Source organism: Pseudomonas sp. B19125, from assembly GCF_044218855.1.
Taxonomy (GTDB): Bacteria; Pseudomonadota; Gammaproteobacteria; order Pseudomonadales; family Pseudomonadaceae; genus Aquipseudomonas; species Aquipseudomonas edaphica.
This window is the reverse complement of sequence record NZ_CP162589.1, coordinates 4,760,270-4,777,613: the sequence shown is the minus strand read 5'-3', so window position 1 is coordinate 4,777,613 and position 17,344 is coordinate 4,760,270. Positions and strand designations below refer to the sequence as shown.

16 protein-coding genes are annotated in these 17,344 nt (G+C 58.1%); 15 read left to right on the top strand and 1 reads right to left on the bottom strand.

Features of this window, described 5'->3' with window-relative positions; translation table 11 throughout:
* The first annotated feature begins 5 nt into the window (after positions 1-5).
* The 11 genes from AB4P96_RS21545 to AB4P96_RS21495 all read left to right on the top strand — a co-directional run bounded on the left by AB4P96_RS21545 (position 6) and on the right by AB4P96_RS21495 (position 10,900).
* Positions 6-731, top strand: a complete 726-nt coding sequence (locus AB4P96_RS21545) for an SDR family oxidoreductase (protein ID WP_236447412.1) — start codon at positions 6-8, stop codon at positions 729-731.
* Entirely contained in the window at positions 728-1,864 is a 1,137-nt protein-coding gene (locus AB4P96_RS21540) for a hypothetical protein (protein ID WP_017135315.1), read from the top strand. Before AB4P96_RS21545 ends, AB4P96_RS21540 begins: the two co-directional genes overlap by 4 nt.
* A gap of 12 nt (positions 1,865-1,876) precedes the next feature.
* Positions 1,877-2,647 (top strand): bifunctional 2-polyprenyl-6-hydroxyphenol methylase/3-demethylubiquinol 3-O-methyltransferase UbiG, encoded by a 771-nt coding sequence (locus tag AB4P96_RS21535; protein ID WP_138454194.1) that lies wholly within the window; start codon positions 1,877-1,879, stop codon positions 2,645-2,647.
* Positions 2,648-2,657: 10 nt separating this feature from the next.
* On the top strand, positions 2,658-3,887 hold the full coding sequence (locus AB4P96_RS21530) for a nitrate/nitrite transporter (protein ID WP_186618187.1): 1,230 nt from the start codon (positions 2,658-2,660) through the stop codon (positions 3,885-3,887).
* Positions 3,884-4,498 carry an adenylyl-sulfate kinase gene (gene cysC, locus AB4P96_RS21525; protein WP_017135312.1) on the top strand — a complete coding sequence of 205 codons (615 nt, stop codon included), beginning with the start codon at positions 3,884-3,886 and terminating at the stop codon, positions 4,496-4,498. Before AB4P96_RS21530 ends, cysC begins: the two co-directional genes overlap by 4 nt.
* A 94-nt stretch (positions 4,499-4,592) precedes the next feature.
* The gene (locus AB4P96_RS21520) at positions 4,593-5,237 is read left to right on the top strand and encodes an ABATE domain-containing protein (RefSeq protein ID WP_017135311.1); all 645 of its coding nucleotides are present in this window, start codon (positions 4,593-4,595) and stop codon (positions 5,235-5,237) included.
* 90 nt (positions 5,238-5,327) lie between these two features.
* Complete coding sequence (locus tag AB4P96_RS21515; protein WP_017135310.1) at positions 5,328-5,828, top strand: sigma-70 family RNA polymerase sigma factor; 501 nt, start codon at positions 5,328-5,330, stop codon at positions 5,826-5,828.
* A gap of 32 nt (positions 5,829-5,860) precedes the next feature.
* Complete coding sequence (locus tag AB4P96_RS21510; RefSeq protein ID WP_170040677.1) at positions 5,861-6,811, top strand: FecR family protein; 951 nt, start codon at positions 5,861-5,863, stop codon at positions 6,809-6,811.
* 97 nt (positions 6,812-6,908) lie between these two features.
* Positions 6,909-9,314: a TonB-dependent siderophore receptor gene (locus tag AB4P96_RS21505; RefSeq protein ID WP_395600067.1), complete on the top strand. Its 2,406-nt coding sequence runs from the start codon at positions 6,909-6,911 to the stop codon at positions 9,312-9,314.
* 814 nt (positions 9,315-10,128) lie between these two features.
* Positions 10,129-10,350 (top strand): hypothetical protein, encoded by a 222-nt coding sequence (locus AB4P96_RS21500; RefSeq protein ID WP_099550076.1) that lies wholly within the window; start codon positions 10,129-10,131, stop codon positions 10,348-10,350.
* A gap of 13 nt (positions 10,351-10,363) precedes the next feature.
* Complete coding sequence (locus tag AB4P96_RS21495; RefSeq protein ID WP_178110951.1) at positions 10,364-10,900, top strand: type III secretion effector protein; 537 nt, start codon at positions 10,364-10,366, stop codon at positions 10,898-10,900.
* A 25-nt stretch (positions 10,901-10,925) separates the two neighbouring features.
* On the opposite strand, the gene AB4P96_RS21490 is transcribed toward AB4P96_RS21495, so the two are convergent.
* Positions 10,926-12,077, bottom strand: coding sequence for an MFS transporter (locus AB4P96_RS21490; RefSeq protein WP_017135306.1), 1,152 nt, complete (start codon positions 12,075-12,077; stop codon positions 10,926-10,928).
* Positions 12,078-12,433: 356 nt separating this feature from the next.
* Between AB4P96_RS21490 and AB4P96_RS21485 the strand changes: the two genes are divergently transcribed.
* The 4 genes from AB4P96_RS21485 (at position 12,434) to AB4P96_RS21470 (ending at position 17,343) form a co-directional block, all read left to right on the top strand.
* Positions 12,434-13,420, top strand: coding sequence for a diaminopimelate epimerase (locus AB4P96_RS21485; protein WP_099550073.1), 987 nt, complete (start codon positions 12,434-12,436; stop codon positions 13,418-13,420).
* Between the two features lie 302 nt (positions 13,421-13,722).
* Positions 13,723-15,741, top strand: coding sequence for a type VI secretion system tip protein TssI/VgrG (gene tssI, locus AB4P96_RS21480; RefSeq protein WP_395600996.1), 2,019 nt, complete (start codon positions 13,723-13,725; stop codon positions 15,739-15,741).
* Positions 15,741-16,565, top strand: a complete 825-nt coding sequence (locus AB4P96_RS21475; protein ID WP_236447380.1) for a DUF4123 domain-containing protein — start codon at positions 15,741-15,743, stop codon at positions 16,563-16,565. Before tssI ends, AB4P96_RS21475 begins: the two co-directional genes overlap by 1 nt.
* A complete protein-coding gene (locus tag AB4P96_RS21470) occupies positions 16,558-17,343 on the top strand; it encodes a hypothetical protein (RefSeq protein ID WP_236447381.1) in 786 nt (261 codons plus the stop codon). The genes AB4P96_RS21475 and AB4P96_RS21470 overlap by 8 nt, the downstream gene beginning before the upstream one ends.
* The last annotated feature ends 1 nt before the right edge of the window (position 17,344 follow it).

Here is a 17,344-nt window from a genome sequence, read left to right as displayed (position 1 = left end):
AGGGCATGAAAAAATTGATTATTACCGGTGCCGCTAATGGAATTGGTAGGGCGACACTGGAACAGGCGATTGTTGATGGTTACTTTGTGATTGCCGTCGATAAGGACGTGGATGCGCTCAACACCTTGCAACAAACTTACAGTGCGAGTGTATTAGAGACACAGGTTGCCGATCTTTCCAGTGACGCTGTGATCAAGAGCTTTATTCCAAGCCTGTATGAGCGTCATGCCACTATCTATGGGTTAATTAATAATGCAGGGCTGTATCACGGCAAAAGCATTTATGCCTATTCCGATAACGAAGTGGATGAAATGCTTAACGTTAACCTTAAAGCCTTGGTTTACCTTTCCAAAGATTTCGCCGAACGCGAAATGAAGCACGAAGCACCGCGCAGCATCGTCAATATCACCTCAGTGGCAGGGGAAGTGGGCAGTTGTGATGCCCTGTACGGCGCCACGAAGGCTGCAGTGATCGGTTTGACCAAGGCCAATGCCTGGAACTTCGCCCCTTTTGTGCGGGTAAACGCGGTGTCTCCGGCACTGATTCACGACACGGCCATCTACGACACTATTCCTGAATATCGGCGGGCTGAATACGCGCGCCAGGAAATTCTTAAAGACCCCATCCTGCCCAGTGGTGTTGCTGAGGTCATTTTGCTGTTGGTCGGTGAAGGTTTTCGTCATATGACCGGCAAGGTTATCCCGGTTGATAACGGAGCCTACCCACGGTGAGCCAGCCCATACCGAAGAAAAAGTTGCTGTTGGTGGGCGCAGGTAATTTGTGCCTGCACATTCTCAAGATTCTGGCGCCCAGGAACAGGTTCGAGTTTGTCGTGCTGGGGCGCAACGAAGAAATGACCATCCGGATGTGTAACCTGGTGACGCTGTCGTGCGCACAACTGGAGCAGTATGTTGCTATCTCGCCAGTGATCGCGGACTTGACGGATATCGGCAGCGTTACCCAAGTGCTTCGGGAACATGCGCCGGACATCATCGTGAACTGCGCCTCGTTGCAGTCATGGAGAGTGATCACCGGGTTGCCCAAACACTCGTTCGAACAACTTGACCAGGCACAGTTCGGTCCCTGGTTACCCATGCACCTGACACTGATGCATGACTTGATGCAGGCAGTGAAGGCTTCCGGTATCACGACCCTGACCGTCAATGCGGCCTTTCCTGACGCCGTCAATCCGATTCTGGCCAGGGTCGGTCTGGCCCCTGACATCGGGGTGGGTAATGTCGCCAACCTGATTCCGGCCGTGCGTTTCTCCATCGCGCGGTTGCTGAAGTGTTCTCCCGCTGACGTGGAGGTGATGCTGTATGCCCAGCATTATTTCAGCCACTACGTGCCACGGGGCGGACGGCCCCCGCGTGCCAGCTATCGCTTGTTGTATGAGGTTCGCGGCCGGCGCGAAGTCGCTCGTCTGTCCGATGAGGTGATTTTTTCTACGGTGAAATCCGAGTTTCGTCGCTTGGGCGGGGTTGATGGGCAGTTTCTAACCGCGTGTTCTGCGGTCACCGTGATCGAAGGGCTGTTCTCACCGACGCCGGTACTGGTGCACGCGCCCGGTCCGTTGGGGCTTCCGGGCGGCTATCCGGTCTGGCTTCAGGACGGACGCATCAATGTGCAGTTCTCCGACAAATGCCCCTACGACGACGCGGTGCGCCTTAACAGCATTTGCCAAAGCCACGACGGTATCGACGAAATCCATTGTGACGGCTCGGTCACCTTCAACCCCAGGTGCATGGCAATCATGCAGACGATGCTGGGGTACTCCAAGGACATCATGTCGGTTCGGCAGTCCGCGGACTGTGCTCGGGAGTTGGCGGGAAAGTACCTGTCTTTCAAGAATTCAATCGGCTAGGAGCGGTGTGCCATGAGTCAAATCCTGGGGTATGAACACGAGGAAGTAGCCAATTACTCAACTCAATATTCGTCGGACTTTGTCGAGCGCTGGGACGCGTTGATTGATTGGGAAAAAAGAAAGGCCGGCGAGAAGGGGTTCTTTGAGCAGTTGCTGAAAAGTCACGGTGTGAGATCGGTGCTGGATGTATCCACGGGCAGTGGTTTTCATGCCGTACAACTCACACAGGCAGGTTTCAAGGTGGTCGCTACGGACGGTAGCGGCACGATGTTGAAAAAAGCCCGGCAGAACTTCCTTGAACGTGAATTGGCTATTGAATCCCACCATATGGAGTGGCTTGACCTCGACCCGGACGTGCTGGGCACGTTCGATGCCGTAGTGTGCCTGGGCAGTTCACTGTGCCATGTGTTTGAGGCGCACGACCGCATGAGCGTGCTGCGCAAGTTCAGGGCATTGCTCAAGCCAGGCGGTGTGTTGATTGTTGATCAGCGTAATTTTTTTGCTATCCGCGCGGGCAACTTCAAATCCAGCGGCAATTATTATTACTGCGGGGCCAGTGCGTCGGTCAGCCTGGGAAGGGTCGATGCACAGGTGTGCGAGTTCATTTACGACTTTGAAGATAAACAACGCTACAGCCTGAAAGTGTATCCGTTATTACCCAAAGAACTGGCCGACGAGATTCAGGCTAGCGGCTTCTCTGCCCATGAAGATTACGGTGATTTTCAGCGTGACTTCGACAGGATGAATTGTGATTTTGTCATCCACACCGCCCGCGCCGTGTGAGGGCGTCATGATGAGCACACTCGTACAGAATAATTCTCGCGCGCTGGACAGCGTGGTGCTGGCAGTCGTACTGACAGGGTTTGTGGCCAGTACCTATGGATTCGGCGTTTACTTGTTCGCCAACCTGGTCGTTGATATGCGCCGAGATATCGGCTTTGACTACACCACTGTGGGCTTGATCACCGGCGGCGCACAGATCGGCTTTCTGCTGTTTTCTTCGGTCACCAGTTACATCAGCCGTTTTTTCGAAGGTTGGAAAATCAGCCTGGTATCCACCGTGGTGACGTCTCTGGCCCTGCTGGGCTTGAGCGTCAGCGACAGCATTTGGTTGTCGGGTGGGTTGTTGATTTTGCTGGGAGGGTGCTCCGCTTCGGTTTACATCCCGCTGGCAGAAATCGTCACCAAGGGTTTCAGTCCAGGTAATCGCTCCCGGGTCATGGGGCTGATCTCCAGTGGCACCAGCTATGGCGTGTTCATCAACGGGTTACTGGTGTCGTTTCTCACCTTGCAGGGTGGCTGGCGCTCGATCTGGTTGACCGCCGGCCTTGTGTCATTGGGCCTCTGTTTCGTGGCCTGGTTTCTGTTGCGTAACATGGGGGCGGAGCAGGCGGCTGGTTTTTCAGGTGAGCGCTCGCGGTCGCTCGATGGCCACACGCCATGGCTGAGCCGTTCGCTGTACCTGATCTGGGGCATCGCCTTTCTCAATGGGATGGCACTGCTGCCGTTTCAGACTTACCTGGCACCTTACCTGCGCGATGAATTAGGCGTTTCGGTACAGGACGCAGGGTTTATCTGGACGACGATCGGCGCTGTGGGGATGGCGTCGGGCTTTTTGGTGGGGTGGGTTGCGGACAAAGTGGGTGCCAGGGCGGCCTTGGCCATGTGCTTTCTGAGTGCGGGTCTGGCAGCCATGCTGGTGTTCAGTTTTAACGCTATCGCGTTGTTCTATTTGGCGGCTTTTTTGTTTGCGCTGGCGTTCTACCCTATCTTCGGGCTGGTCCCCAGCTATATCGGACAAATCGTTCCGGTCAACCGGCTGACGCAGGCATTTGGCATTGCCAATGTGCTGATTGGCCTGGGTGGCGTGTGCGGTAACTTTCTGGGCGGGCTGTCCAAAGACCTGACAGGGTCGTTCGCGACAGTCTATTGGGTGGTTTCGCTGCTTCTGTTATTGCAATGCGTGATGGTGTTCATGTTGGGCAAACAGCCTGTTTCGCTGACGGAGGGAGAACGGTCATGAGCTATTTTGCACAGGGCCCACAACAGAATTTGCATGAGTTTGCGTTCAGCCACGCGCGTGCCGAACAGTCACTTATGAAGCAAATACCTAGGGTCATTTGGATGACTGGCCTTTCTGCCTCCGGGAAATCGACCATTGCCGATGCGCTGGATATTGCCTTAAGGGCCCAAGGCCGGTTTACCTGCATCATTGACGGCGATTCGGTACGCAGTGGGCTTTGTCGTGACTTGGGGTTTACCGACAGTGATCGGGATGAAAACATTCGGCGGGTCGCTGAGGTGGCGGGTTTGATGGTGGAGGCGGGACTTATCGTCATTGTCGCGCTGATCTCGCCGTCATCGGCCAGTCGGCATTACGCGCGCTCGATTATTGGCAACGACCATTTTGTAGAAGTCCACGTGGATGCCCCACTGGCAACTGTCGAACAGCGGGACCCTAAAGGTTTGTATAAAAAGGCGCGATCCGGGCTGCTCAAGAACTTTACGGGTATTGATTCGAACTACGACACTCCGCTGTTTCCTGAAGTGCATCTGCAGACCCACGTGTTTTCGGTTGAACAATCGGTCGGGATCATTCTTGATTGGATGGCGCGTGCGCAGGCCCCTGCTTAGCCATTGGTCTTCCAGCTACGGGGTGACGACTTCGACTCCAAGAAACGAGGTATTCTCTGCCAAGGCAGAGCGTGCAGGTTTTTCGGGAGTTGGAATGACACATTTCACGGGCACTGCAAAATCAATCCGGCTGATCGGCGGCGCCCGGGTATTGGATTTTATCAATACCACTAATGGGCGCAGGCCGTATTCCACACTTAAGGTGACGGAAGAGCGGCTCACCAGTTTTAAGTTCTTCATTGAGTGGGCATTACACGCCTCTTTGCTCTCTGAGCAAGAGTACGATGCATACTCGCCTATGGTGTTTGACTCGCCTATATCCTTCCAGCCAGACCTGGACGCTGTTATTGCATTCAGAGAGCGTCTGTACGGCGTCTTCCACAACCTGTCATTACGCCAGAACGTCACCGATGAGGCATTACAGCAGATCAATCTGCACTACCAACAAGGCGCGGTGTGGCGAGTATTGCGCTCCATTGACGGGATGCCCGCATGGGGTTGGCGCACCTGCGCATCTGCGCAGGAGTTGACGTCGATGCTGATCGCACGGCTGGCAACAGACGCGACGCAACTGCTGGTATCGAGTGAACTTCGTGCGTTGAGGTGCTGCAGTTGCGCGGATTGCGATTGGATATTTCTCGACCTCTCCAAAAGTAAACAACGCAAATGGTGCCAGATGAGTGTGTGTGGCAGTCGAGAGAAGCTGAGCCGACTCAAACAGGTGGCCGGTCATCTTTAGTTGCAACGCAGTAAGGCGAGCGATGGGAAGCAATTGCTCCGATTAATAGGAAGCATTACTATTCACGCCCCGCCTCCCAGTGCTCACGCGATGATTCCTCAGCCGCCCCGCAGAACAGGCTTTTTCGAGCATTACGAAGAGTTGATCGGTACCTGGACACGCCGCCTGAGAAACCGTCAGCAGGCTGAAGACCTGGCTCACGACACCTTCGTGCGCGTGCTTGAGTCGCGTTCGAGCGACGTTGAGCAACCGCGCGCCTATCTGCATCAAACGGCGCGCAACATTGCGGTGGACGCTTACCGTCGCGAAGACCGGCGTGAGGCGCTGGCATTGGACGCCTTTGATCAGCGTTCGCCCCACAACGGTGACCCGGAGCATGTCATGCACGCGATCCAATTGGCGGACTCCATCGAGCGGGCCTTGGCCGAGTTGCCGCTTAACTGTCGCAAGATATTTATCTGGCAGAAAATCGAGGGCCTCACCCAGCAAGAAATCGCCGTACGCCTGGGCCTGTCTAAAAACATGGTGGAAAAGTATATGATCCGCACCTTGCGGCATCTGCGCGACCGCCTGGACGCGATGGCCCCATGAACTCTGCCCGTTTTGAAACAGGATCTTCCACGATGGATAGCCGTGCTCGCGACGAAGCCGCGCAATGGTTTGTACGCCTGCAAGACGCCGAGTTGAGCCCCGAAGAACAACAGAGTTTTGATGCGTGGTGTGCCGAGCAGCCTGAGCATCAATACGAATTTGAAGTGCTGCAAGGCCTGTGGAACGCCGCCGACCTTGTGCCCACGGCGCGTTTGCAAGCGCTGTGCGAGGCCCCGGTCGAACGCCCCAAACGTCGCGCTATTGTGCGTTACGCCGTGGCTGCCAGTGTGGTGGCCATCGCCTTGGGGCTTGGCCTGTTCAGCGGGCTTGATCATCCCAAACCCTACAGTGCCGAGTTCAGCACGCGCTTGGGCGAGCATCGCCAAGTGGCATTGCCCGACGGTTCGGTGATGGACCTGAATAGCCGCAGCGTGGTGGCGGTGCACTATGAAAAGGGGCGGCGCGGCGTAGAAATCAAACAGGGCGAAGCCATGTTCAGCGTCGAGCACGACACCCGCCGCCCATTTGTGGTGGCCGCCGGGGCAGGGCAGGTCACGGTCACCGGCACGCGTTTTGATGTTCGCCGTGATGACGACCAGACCCGCGTGGTGGTCGAGGCCGGCACGGTCAAGGTGCAGGGGCGTGCGTCGGATCAGATCGTGATGCTCACGGCAGGGCTGGGCACGCATGTCGATTCTACCGGGCAAGTCGTTACGGCGTATGCCGTGAATGCTGATGAGCTGACAGCCTGGCGCACGGGCAAGTTGGTGTTCAACAACGCCACCCTCGGCGAAGTCGCGCGGGAAGTATCGCGCTATCGCGAGCAGCCGTTGCGGGTCAACACGGCGGCGGTGAGCAACCTGCGGCTGACCAGCGTGTTCAAATCCAGCGACACCGACGCCTTGCTCAAAGCGCTGCCACATATCCTGCCAGTGGCCGTACGAGCCTTGCCGGACGGCAGTCAGGAAATTATTTCACGCTGATATTCAGGTTTTTTTCGAGTTCTTCGTCTTCTTCTGCAACTGCAACTGGTTTGCATTAACAGCCGCACACTCTTGCGATCACAGGACTAGGTTCGACGTGAAAAAACTTGTCGTGTACAACAATAAAGTCTCCCGTTGGGCGCCCCTGGCGCTGGCGCTTGCGGTCAGTTCCGCCCTGCCTGCGGCCTCTGCGGCCGACGGCATCCATATTCGCTCGCAGCCGCTGGGCGCTGCGCTGAGTCAACTGGGCCAGCAGACTTCCCTGCAAGTGTTCTTCAGCCCTGACATGGTCGCGGGCAAGCATGCGCCTGCAGTGGACGGCAACCTGTCTCCCGAGCAGGCTCTGCGCCAATTGCTCCAGGGCAGCGGCCTGGATTACCAGATCGATGCCGGTTCCGTGACCCTTCGTCCACTGCGCAGCGGCACGGGGGAAGCCGGCTCGCCGGTGGAGTTGGGCGTCACTGACATCAAAGTGGTCGGCGACTGGCTGGGCGATGCCAATGCCGAAGTGGTGCAGAACCATCCGGGCGCACGTACTGTGATCCGCCGTGAAGCCATGGTGGAGCAGGGGGCGATGAATGTCAGTGACGTGCTGCGCCGCGTCCCTGGCGTGCAGGTGCAAGAGGCCAACGGCACGGGTGGCAGCGATATTTCCCTCAACGTCGGCGTGCGTGGCCTGACCTCGCGCCTGTCGCCGCGCTCCACCGTATTGATCGACGGTGTGCCGGCGGCGTTCGCTCCGTATGGTCAGCCGCAACTGTCGATGGCGCCGATTTCTGCCGGTAACCTGGACAGTATCGACGTGGTGCGCGGCGCAGGTTCTGTCCGTTATGGGCCGCAGAACGTCGGCGGCGTGATCAACTTCGTGACCCGCGCGATTCCTGAGCAAGCCTCGGGCGAAGTCGGCACCACCCTGGAAACCTCTGCCCACGGCGGCTGGAAACACGTCGACAATGCTTTTGTCGGCGGTACTGCCGATAACGGCATGGGCGTGGCGTTGCTGTATACCGGGGTAAATGGCAACGGCTACCGCAACAGCAACAACTCCAACGACATCGACGACGTGATCCTCAAGACCCACTGGGCGCCGACCGATCAAGACGATTTCTCGCTGAACCTTCACTATTACAATGCCAACGCCGATATGCCCGGCGGCCTGACCCAGAAGCAATTTGACGCCAACCCGTATCAGTCGGTGCGCGATTGGGACAATTTCAGCGGCCGTCGCAAGGATGTGTCCTTCAAGTACCTCCGCCAGATCGACGACCGTACCCAGGCCGAAGTGCTGACCTATTACATCGACAGCTTCCGTGGCAGCAACATTGCCAACCGCGACCTCAAGACCATCAGTTCCTACCCGCGCAGCTACTACACCTTCGGTATCGAGCCGCGGATCTCCCATGTGTTCGACGTGGGCCCGAGCACCCAGGAAGTCAGCGTCGGTTATCGCTACCTCAAAGAAGGCATGCATGAACAGGCCAGCAGCCTCAATCTGGTCAACAACGTGCCGACGCCGGGCGGGCAAAATGACGGGCATGTTTACCAGGATCGCACTGGCGGCACCGTCGCCAACGCGTTCTACATCGACAACAAAATCGATATCGGCAAGTGGACCGTCACGCCGGGCATTCGCTTTGAACACATTGAAACCAACTGGCATGACCGCCCGGTGGTTGCCTTGAACGGTGTGCGCACCGTGGAAAAGAATCGCAAAATCAATAGTAACGAGCCGTTGCCGGCGTTGAGCGTGATGTACCACATTTCCGATGCCTGGAAAGTCTTCGCCAACTACGAAACCTCATTCGGCAGCCTGCAGTACGCGCAGATCGGGCAGGGCGGTCGCGTCAACCAGGCGGCCGACGGCCTGAACCCGGAAAAAGCCAAGACCTACGAGATCGGCACACGCTACAACGACAGTGTCTGGGGCGGCGAAGTGACGCTGTTCTACATCGACTTCTCGGATGAGCTGCAATATGTGAGCAACGACGTGGGTTGGACCAACCTCGGCGCCACCAGGCACCAGGGTATCGAAACCTCGGCCCACTACGACCTGTCGAACCTGGACCAACGCCTCGATGGCCTGACTGCCAACGCGGGCTTCACCTACACCAAGGCGACTGCCGAGGGTGATGTGCCGTTCAAGGGCCGCGACCTGCCGCTCTACTCCCGTGAAGTGCTGACGGCGGGCCTGCGCTACGACATCAATCACTGGACCCATAACCTGGACGTCTATGCCCAATCCGGTCAGCGTGCGCCGGGTACTGGCACCACCTACATCACCCAGGGCACCGCCGATGGGCAGTACGGCGATATCCCCGGTTATGTCTCGGTCAACGTGCGCAGCGGGTATGACTTCGGCGCGCAACTGTCGAACCTGAAACTGGGTGTGGGCGTGAAGAACGTCTTTGACCAACAGCACTACACTCGATCCAGTGACAACAACGCCGGGTTGTACCTCGGTCAGCCGCGTACGTTCTTCGTGCAGGCGAGCGTCGGCTTCTGACCGACCGTTTGTAAGAAAAATCGCAGCTCAAGGGCTGCGATTTTTTTTGACTTGTTTTTCAAGGTGCTCACCAAGCTGCCCGGGCCCGGGCAGGAACTGTTTCCGCGCGTTCGCCACACAGGTTGTAACCAGCGACGTTGATCGTACTGGTCGTTTTCAGACGCTGAACCAGAGGCCAGACATGACTTCACCTTCGTTTCAATCCGGCCAGACCGATGGCCGCTGCACCTTTGATGGCTGGCATGAAGTTGCTTGCTCGACATCGTCAAGTAAGGAAGACACCTGCGCAGCCTTGTCGACGGTATACGCCACCGAAACGCTGCGAATGAAAGCATTTGTGGGTCAAAAAAAATTCCAGGCGCCCGTCGCAGATGATTTTGCCCGCGGGCTGCATGCGTCAGGGCCTGCCGACAGTTCTAAAGCTCACTGTTTGAGGCGCCCCATTTTTCGCTGGGCTGCGCTGATCAATGGCCTCTGCTCCCGGTGGCGTGGGCAAACATCTGGGTGATCCAGTGTTACATGCTGTTATTGGGATGCTCCTGCCGGCCGGAACTATCGCGTGGCGCTAACCACATATCGGTTGCTTGCTGCCCAGAGGGCGAATCGATGATTCGGGCCACTCTGGTACTGACTTTCAGGCAAGCATGGATCTGCAAAAGGCGAGAGATGAAGCATGAAGATTGAGGGTGCAATACTGCGCGCGCAGCCAATCGGCCTGGGCGGGCCAGAGGTAGGTCGGGTTTCATCGTCCCGCGTTTTTCATTCGCCCGGCGATGAGTCATTCGCAACGCGGGAGTTGCCGTCGCAGCGACCCATGTTGTGGCGTGGAGGCTTGTCTTCGCTGCGCCAGCAGGCGCTGCAAAATGCACCCACGGCTCGCGCCAACACCACACCGCCAGGTCCGAGTTCCACTGATAGCCAATTGGCGGGCGAGCTGGAAAAACACTTTGGCGAGCTGCACGGTTTTTTAAAAGAAGGCCGCTTGACGCAGGCGTCGTTGCGCCAGATCGCAGCTCAAACCTTGAGTGGAGAGTAAGGTGCGCGACCGTATGATCCTGCTGGTCAGGGAAATTCTCAACCGCCCGCTGCTGAACGACGCGATCATCGACGGCGCGGGATACATCACCCGCGACAGCCTCAGCGCAGCCGCTGCAGCGTTGCTGGGTAACAGCTCCCCTGGCGCCTTCAGCCAGGACCCTTTTCATGATCAGGGCAACGCCGAGGTCGTAATGGCTTTGCAAGGCTATTTCAAACAGTTGCGGGACATACCCAAAGACCGCACGGTATTTTTTGAAGCGCTTGAATACGTGGAAATAACCCAGCTCAAAATCGTGATGAGTGATCCTGACGACCTCGATTCGCAGGGCCGGCCCCTGTTGGAACCCGCTACTGGGCTACCGAGGAAAAAGTACAGTGAACACTGCGTCTACACCGCCAAAAATATCATTGAGCGCCCAGGCCTGCTGCGTTCGCTGGAGCGTGCCAACAACATGCGTTTGCTGGGGCGTCCCAGGCATGAGGGTTGGCTTTGTAACAAAAGCCTGGAACGCTGGCTGGAACAATACGAAGCGCACAAAGCCAGATAGCCCATGGCCTTGTGCGGTGAGCTTGTTACACCTTGAGAATTTTACCGCTGATGGCCACCCCGGCCAGCAGCAGCGCAATCAGCACAAAGGCCGTGCTCAGGCTACTGCCATGGGCGATAAACCCGATAACTGCAGGCCCGGCGAGAATACCGGCATACCCCAGCGTGGTGATGGCCGGCACGGCGATATGTTCCGGCATGACCGTTTGTTTACCTACGGCGGTGTACAGCACCGGTACGATATTCGAGCAGCCGGCGCCCACCAAGGCATACCCCAACAGCGCCGTTTCCCAGGCCGGCAATAATGTCGCGAGCAACATGCCGGCAGTCGCCAGCGCGCCGCCAATGACGATCACGCGGGTGGCGCCCAGGCGGCGGACAATCGAATCACCGGTCAGGCGCCCTGCGGTCATGGTCAAGGCAAACGCCGCGTAACCCAAGCCTGCGTAAGCTTCATCCAGACCGCGTTCTGCATTGAGAAACACCGCGCTCCAATCCAGCACGGCGCCTTCGGCCAGGAACACGATGAAACACAGGCAGCCGATAAACAACACCACACCGTGCGGCACGGCAAACGCCGGGCCTGAGCTTTCGCTGCCGTAGGGCAGTAGATGAGGCCCGGCCTTGAACAATGCAAGCGCCATGATGACGATCACCACCAGGGTCGCCTGCAACGGCGACAAGCCCAGCCCCAGCAGCCCGGCAACCCCTGCTGCGCCGACGATGCCGCCAAGGCTGAACAACCCGTGGAAGCCCGACATCATGGTTTTGCCGCTGGCACGTTCAACGATGACCGCCTGCAGGTTGACCGTCGAATCCACAGTGCCCAGGCCCCCACCGAACAGGAACAGCCCGGCGATCAGCAAGGGGATTGAACTGACCGTGGCGAGCATCGGCAGTGCCAGGCAGATCATGATTGTGCCGGCGGTCAGCACCCGGCGGCAGCCGAAGCGTGAAGCCAGGGCGCCAGCCATCGGCATGGCGATGATCGATCCGACGCCCAGGCACAACAGCAACAGGCCCAGCGTGCCTTCATTGAGGTTTGCCCGTGCCTTGGCGTAGGGCACCAGCGGCGCCCAAGCCGCGATACCGAAGCCGGCGATGAAAAAGGCAATGCGCGTCGACATTTGTTCCAGCCGTCCGGGAACCACGGGCGCTGGGGTGGGGATGGCAGTCATGAAAAATCCTTGGTTTTGCGTTCAACGAACGATGTCCGGCGCGACATCCTTGCACATCAGGCCCTGTCGAGCGAGCCGTGTTCCCTTGAAGAGAGGGGCTGACACGCAGGTGCAGGTTTATTGTTACAGCAGCGGAACGTCATGGACGGTGGCGACCACACAGAGGCTATCGGATTGTTGGGCGGTGGTCTGGAAGGTGCGTAATCTGCGTGAAAACGGATGAACCCCAGGTTTTTGCGTTGGATTACCACCTTCCAGTCCACTTCCCACTGCGCCGGTTTTCTGTAATACGCTGCTACCAAGTGTGTAGGCAATCGGAGAAATTTTCCGGTGAATTTTCTTGGGAAGGTGTCTCGATGACTCTGTTCTATGACGCGCGGGGCAATATTTACGGTGTGGCCAGCCCCGACTACCTACGCAGCAGGGGCATTGCCGTGCCTGAATGTGCCGACCGCGCTGCCAGCACTCGAAAAGAGTGGGCAGCATTGGCTATCGCGTCGGAGTGTGAATGGGGCACGTTACCGCGTGCGGCCACTCCCAAGGCACACCGCTGCGATGGTTTGCTGGTCGGGCCGTTCCAGTCTGCGCCGCCGTTTGACGTGTTGATCGTCAATACTGACGGCACGCTCGCCGAACGCAGTGGTAACGGGTTGACGATTTTTTCCCAGGCGCTGACGGATCAAGGTTTGATGACGCAAGGGTGTGAGTTGCAGGTGCATCACGACAAGCAGGATTCAGTCTCTGTGCTGGTGACCTATTCACAACCGGCGATCTTTGAACAGGTTGCAGGCTTCTGGCTGGCCTTGGGCCGGCCGAGTTTCGGGCCAGCAGCGGTGGCCGCTACCGGTACTGGCGCAGCAACATTGGGGCAATGTGAATTCAGCCATGTGGCTGCACTGGCGGCGATTGACCCGCAATGGGCCGTCAGCCAGTTCGTCCGTGTGGGCAATCCTCATTGTGTGACGCTCGTCGAGCACGCACAGGCCTTGCCGGACAATCAGTCGATGCACCAGCCCGCACTGTTTGAGTCGTTACGGGCCATTGCCTTTGCACCGCCAGGTGGGCGCGGCCAACCTTGTTTGGCGGGGATCAATCTGCAATGGGCCGCACATGCTTCGGGCAATCGGGTCATCGCGCGGGTATTTGAGCGAGGAGAAGGACCCACCGCGTCCTCGGGTACCAGCGCGAGCGCAGTTGCCTGCGCGGCATGGCGCGCGGGTTGGGTTGACGCCGGCGAGGTGGCTGTGGTCATGCCAGGTGGCACAGTGCCGGTGCGTTTACAGTGCCAGGCCGAAACGCTGCTGAGCGTCAGTCTGTTCGGGACTGCATGCGTGCAAGCCTGAAGGCGCAGAAGTGGCTGATATCTTGAATGCGTGTCAGCCGTTTCTTTATCGGTTAGTTGTGTGGTTAAAGTTGGCGTAAGAAGTTTCTTGTTGTTGAATGCTACTAAATTCTGCGAATTTATTATTTTGTAAAAGACACGTCCTACCACGTTGTGCGAAACGTCTTTTTTATTTTTAAAGGGTCAAATTCCGCCTGAAATCGCTAAGATTTATTGGGTTCAGGCGCTTTTTCCCGGCAGTTCAATCAATGCCCGATGGGGGGAGGCCTTTCAGTCAAATAATTGATGATGGGTAACTTAGGGATGGTTGAAACATCTGCCGCGCCACGTTTCAAGTTGATACTTCCAGAAATAAACAATGACTTTCAGGTACTCGCTTTCAAAGGCCGAGAAGGCCTTGATCAGCCTTACTTCATTACCGTGCACTTAGTCAGCGAAAATCCCTCTCTGGATCTGGAGGCGCTGCTTCACCAGCCGGCTTATCTGGACTTTGGCGAATCCGGTGCGGGGCTGCATGGGCGCATCTACGCTATCGGCCGTGAGGGGCCCGGCGTTCGGCTCACTCGCTATCGTCTCACCCTGGCACCACGCCTGGCGTGTCTTGCCCATCGACACAACCAGCGGATCTTCCAACAACGCAGTGTGCCGCAGATTATTGCGGCGGTCCTTGAGCACCACGGCATTCTGGCGGACGCCTATGCCTTCGAACTGGGCCCTGTGGCCTACCCATCCCGTCCGTTCTGCGTTCAGTACGCGGAAACCGACCTGCACTTTATCCAGCGGTTGTGCGAGGAGGAGGGTATTCACTACCACTTTCGCCATGGCCCGAATAATCACGTGCTGGTGTTCGGTGATGACCAGACGGTGTTTCGGCGTCTGGCTGCACAGCGATTTTGCGCGACGCACGAGCTGGCAGCCAATACGAGAGCCATCCGGCAGTTCGACGTGCGCCTGGAGACCCGTACCCAGCTGACGGTGCGCCGTGATCATGACTTCGAGCATCCGTCGCTGCGCCTGGAAGACAAGGCCGGGCCTGCATTGACGCAGCGCCTTGAGGATTACCATTACCCTGGTGGTTTCAGCGACCATGCGCGAGGTCGGCAATTGGCGCAAAGGGGCTTGGAGCGGCATCTGCGTGACCGCCATCGTGCCGTGGGCAAAAGTGATCAACCGGCGCTGGGCAGCGGCCATTTTCTTGAGCTGTGTGACCACCCTGATCCCACCTGCAACGATTTGTGGTTGCTCACGTCGGTGCATCACGAAGGCTATCAACCGCAGGTGCTGGAGGAAGCAGCGCCCGTGGCGGGCACATTCCACGGCTACCGAAACCGGTTTACCGCAACACCCTGGCGCGCCGTGCATCGGCCCCCCATCAGACACCCGAAACCTACCCTCAACGGCAGCCAAACCGCCATCGTGACGGGGCCAGCAGACGAGGAGGTGCACTGCGACGCCTACGGTCGAGTAAAGGTACGTTTTCATTGGGACCGCCTGGACCCCACCGATGACAACAGCAGTTGTTGGGTACGGGTAGCATCCGGTTGGGCGGGCGATGGCTTCGGCGCCATGCTGATTCCGCGGGTGGGCATGGAGGTGCTGGTGACCTTTCTGGAAGGCGACCCGGACCAGCCGTTGATCAACGGCTGCCTGCCCAATGCGCTGCACAGGCCGGCTTACCCTTTGCCGCAACACAAGACACGCAGCGTGTTGCGCAGCCGCAGTGTTCCGGGGGGCACGGGGGCCAACGAACTGCACCTTGAGGATCGCCACGGCGAGGAACTCATCTTCCTGCGCGCCCAACGGGACCTGGAACAGCAGGTCGGCCATGACAGTCGTCTTGAGGTGGCGGGAGAGCGGCGTGAAATCATCCGCGGGTTAAGCACGGTTCATTTGGAAAGTGGCGAGCAGCGACACATCACCGGAGACCGCACTGCCATGCTTGGCACGAACGATCGGCTGGATGTGCAGGGAGACAGCCAGACGCATATCGGTCAGTCCATGGTTATCCAGGCCGGGCAGCAGATCGTCCTCAAGGCCGGCGCCAGCCTGATCATCGATGCGGGCGCACAATTGAGCCTCAAGGCTGGAGGCGAGCACCTGATTATCCAGGCGGGCGGCATTTTCAGCAGCCGGCCTGTCACCGTTGGCGGCTTGCCGCCCCTCACTCGGTCCGCGAACCCATTATCGGCCATGGATGCGCCGAACCTCTCGACGGCCCAAGGCACCCTTCTGGACGAGGCCCGGCAGTTGGGCGCGGACTTCTGCCCAGTGTGCGAGGCGTGTCGTGAAGGCCAGTGCACCCTCATGCGGAGGGCTGCCTGATGCCAAACGAGCCAGGCCAGTGGATGGCCGAACAGCATCAGGCGGGGCGCCGACTGTGCTTGATCCTTGATGGTCACCACGGCGCACGTCAACAGCTGTTGGCGGTGCGTAACCTGTCGCAGTATTGCAGCCTGTACGCTGAGACCGCCCTGGTCGAGTTGGCAGCGGCAGGCCCGTTGATTCTGTTGGTGGAGCAGGCGGACGAGCCTGCGCTGGTTGATCTGCTGCAACACCCCGAGACGAACTGGGGCTGGCTGGGCAGCCTGCCCGGTGATGATCTGGCTGGCGTGGTTCGGCATTGGCGCGAACGTCTGCTGGTAGGGCGCCAGGGAAGCCAGGCCGTGTATCGCTTTCACGATAACCGTACCTTGGCACGTGCTTTGACCCATTTACAGGGCGAGCACTGGCCAGTGTTTCTCGGCCCACTGATCGGTGTGTGCTATTGGCACCAAGGCTGTTGGTGTCGGGGTGAAAACCCAATGCCGGGGGAGTATCCCGTGCCTGTGCCTGTGCCCTGGCTGAACACGCCCAATCCTCAGGCCGAAGTGATTCTGCACGCCAATATCCTGCGTTATCTGCTGACTGAACACAGCGAAAAGCTCGCCGGCTTGGTCGAGTTTCAGAACCCCAGAATCTGGCTGGCGCAGGTTCTGGAGCAGGCCCGTGCCTGGCAATGGCGAGCCCCCCAGCAGCTCGAGTTTCTGGTGGTGCGTCGGTTGGAGGAGGCGACGCAAGGCAGCACGATTCGGTGGCAGCCGATAGAGGGCGAGGCGCCGTCGGAACATTTTGAGCGGGTGTTACGGGAGTGGCAAAAGCATGAATAGGTGGACGCGCAGCGTTTTGATAACGCTCGGTGCAGGATGGCTCTCGGGTTGTGCGCTGGCACCGCCGGCTAAGCGTTTTACCCTGGAGGTGGATTTACCCGCACAGTTTCGATTCATCGGTGCCGCTAACTACCGTCCCGCCAGATATGAACTCTGCACCTTGCCGCAGCGTCGAGGCAAAAGGCCGGAACGCAAGATCTTTATTGCCGATTACAAACCCGTGGCCGAACGAGTGAGCTATGAGTTCCCGCTGACTGAAACCATTGAGGGGTGCCCTACGGTGTTGCGTAGCGTGGAGTTCACTCTTTATGCGAAGTGGGGTGAGCGATATAGCGATGTCGACGGGGATTCCGCAGGGATCTTTTTCGCCGATCCCATTGAGTCTGAACGTGTCGCAGGCATGCCGGACTCGGGTGTCCAGGAGTTCGCCGGGCAATGTATGTGGTTTTTTCGTACGGTGGGTCCCTTGCATGCGATCACGAAACTGTTGGAATGCAGAGCGTTGAACACAGCGGGGCAAAGGGAAGAAAGGCTGGCGGGTGGTGTAGTACAGAGAGAGCTGCTCCCAGGAAAAAAAGTAAGGCTGACGTTGAGCGTTATAGACGAGGAGGCACCCGCTTTTCAGGACACTTGGCTAGCTGTACCAGGGGGATGGAAACGGTGCCGGGGTAAAAGCTTTGAAGATCTGTCCGGATACTGTGGCAGTAACACCACGGACTTTAAACCTATAAAGATGCCGGATGGACGTATCTGTGATGTTTATCCGACGTGCAATTAAC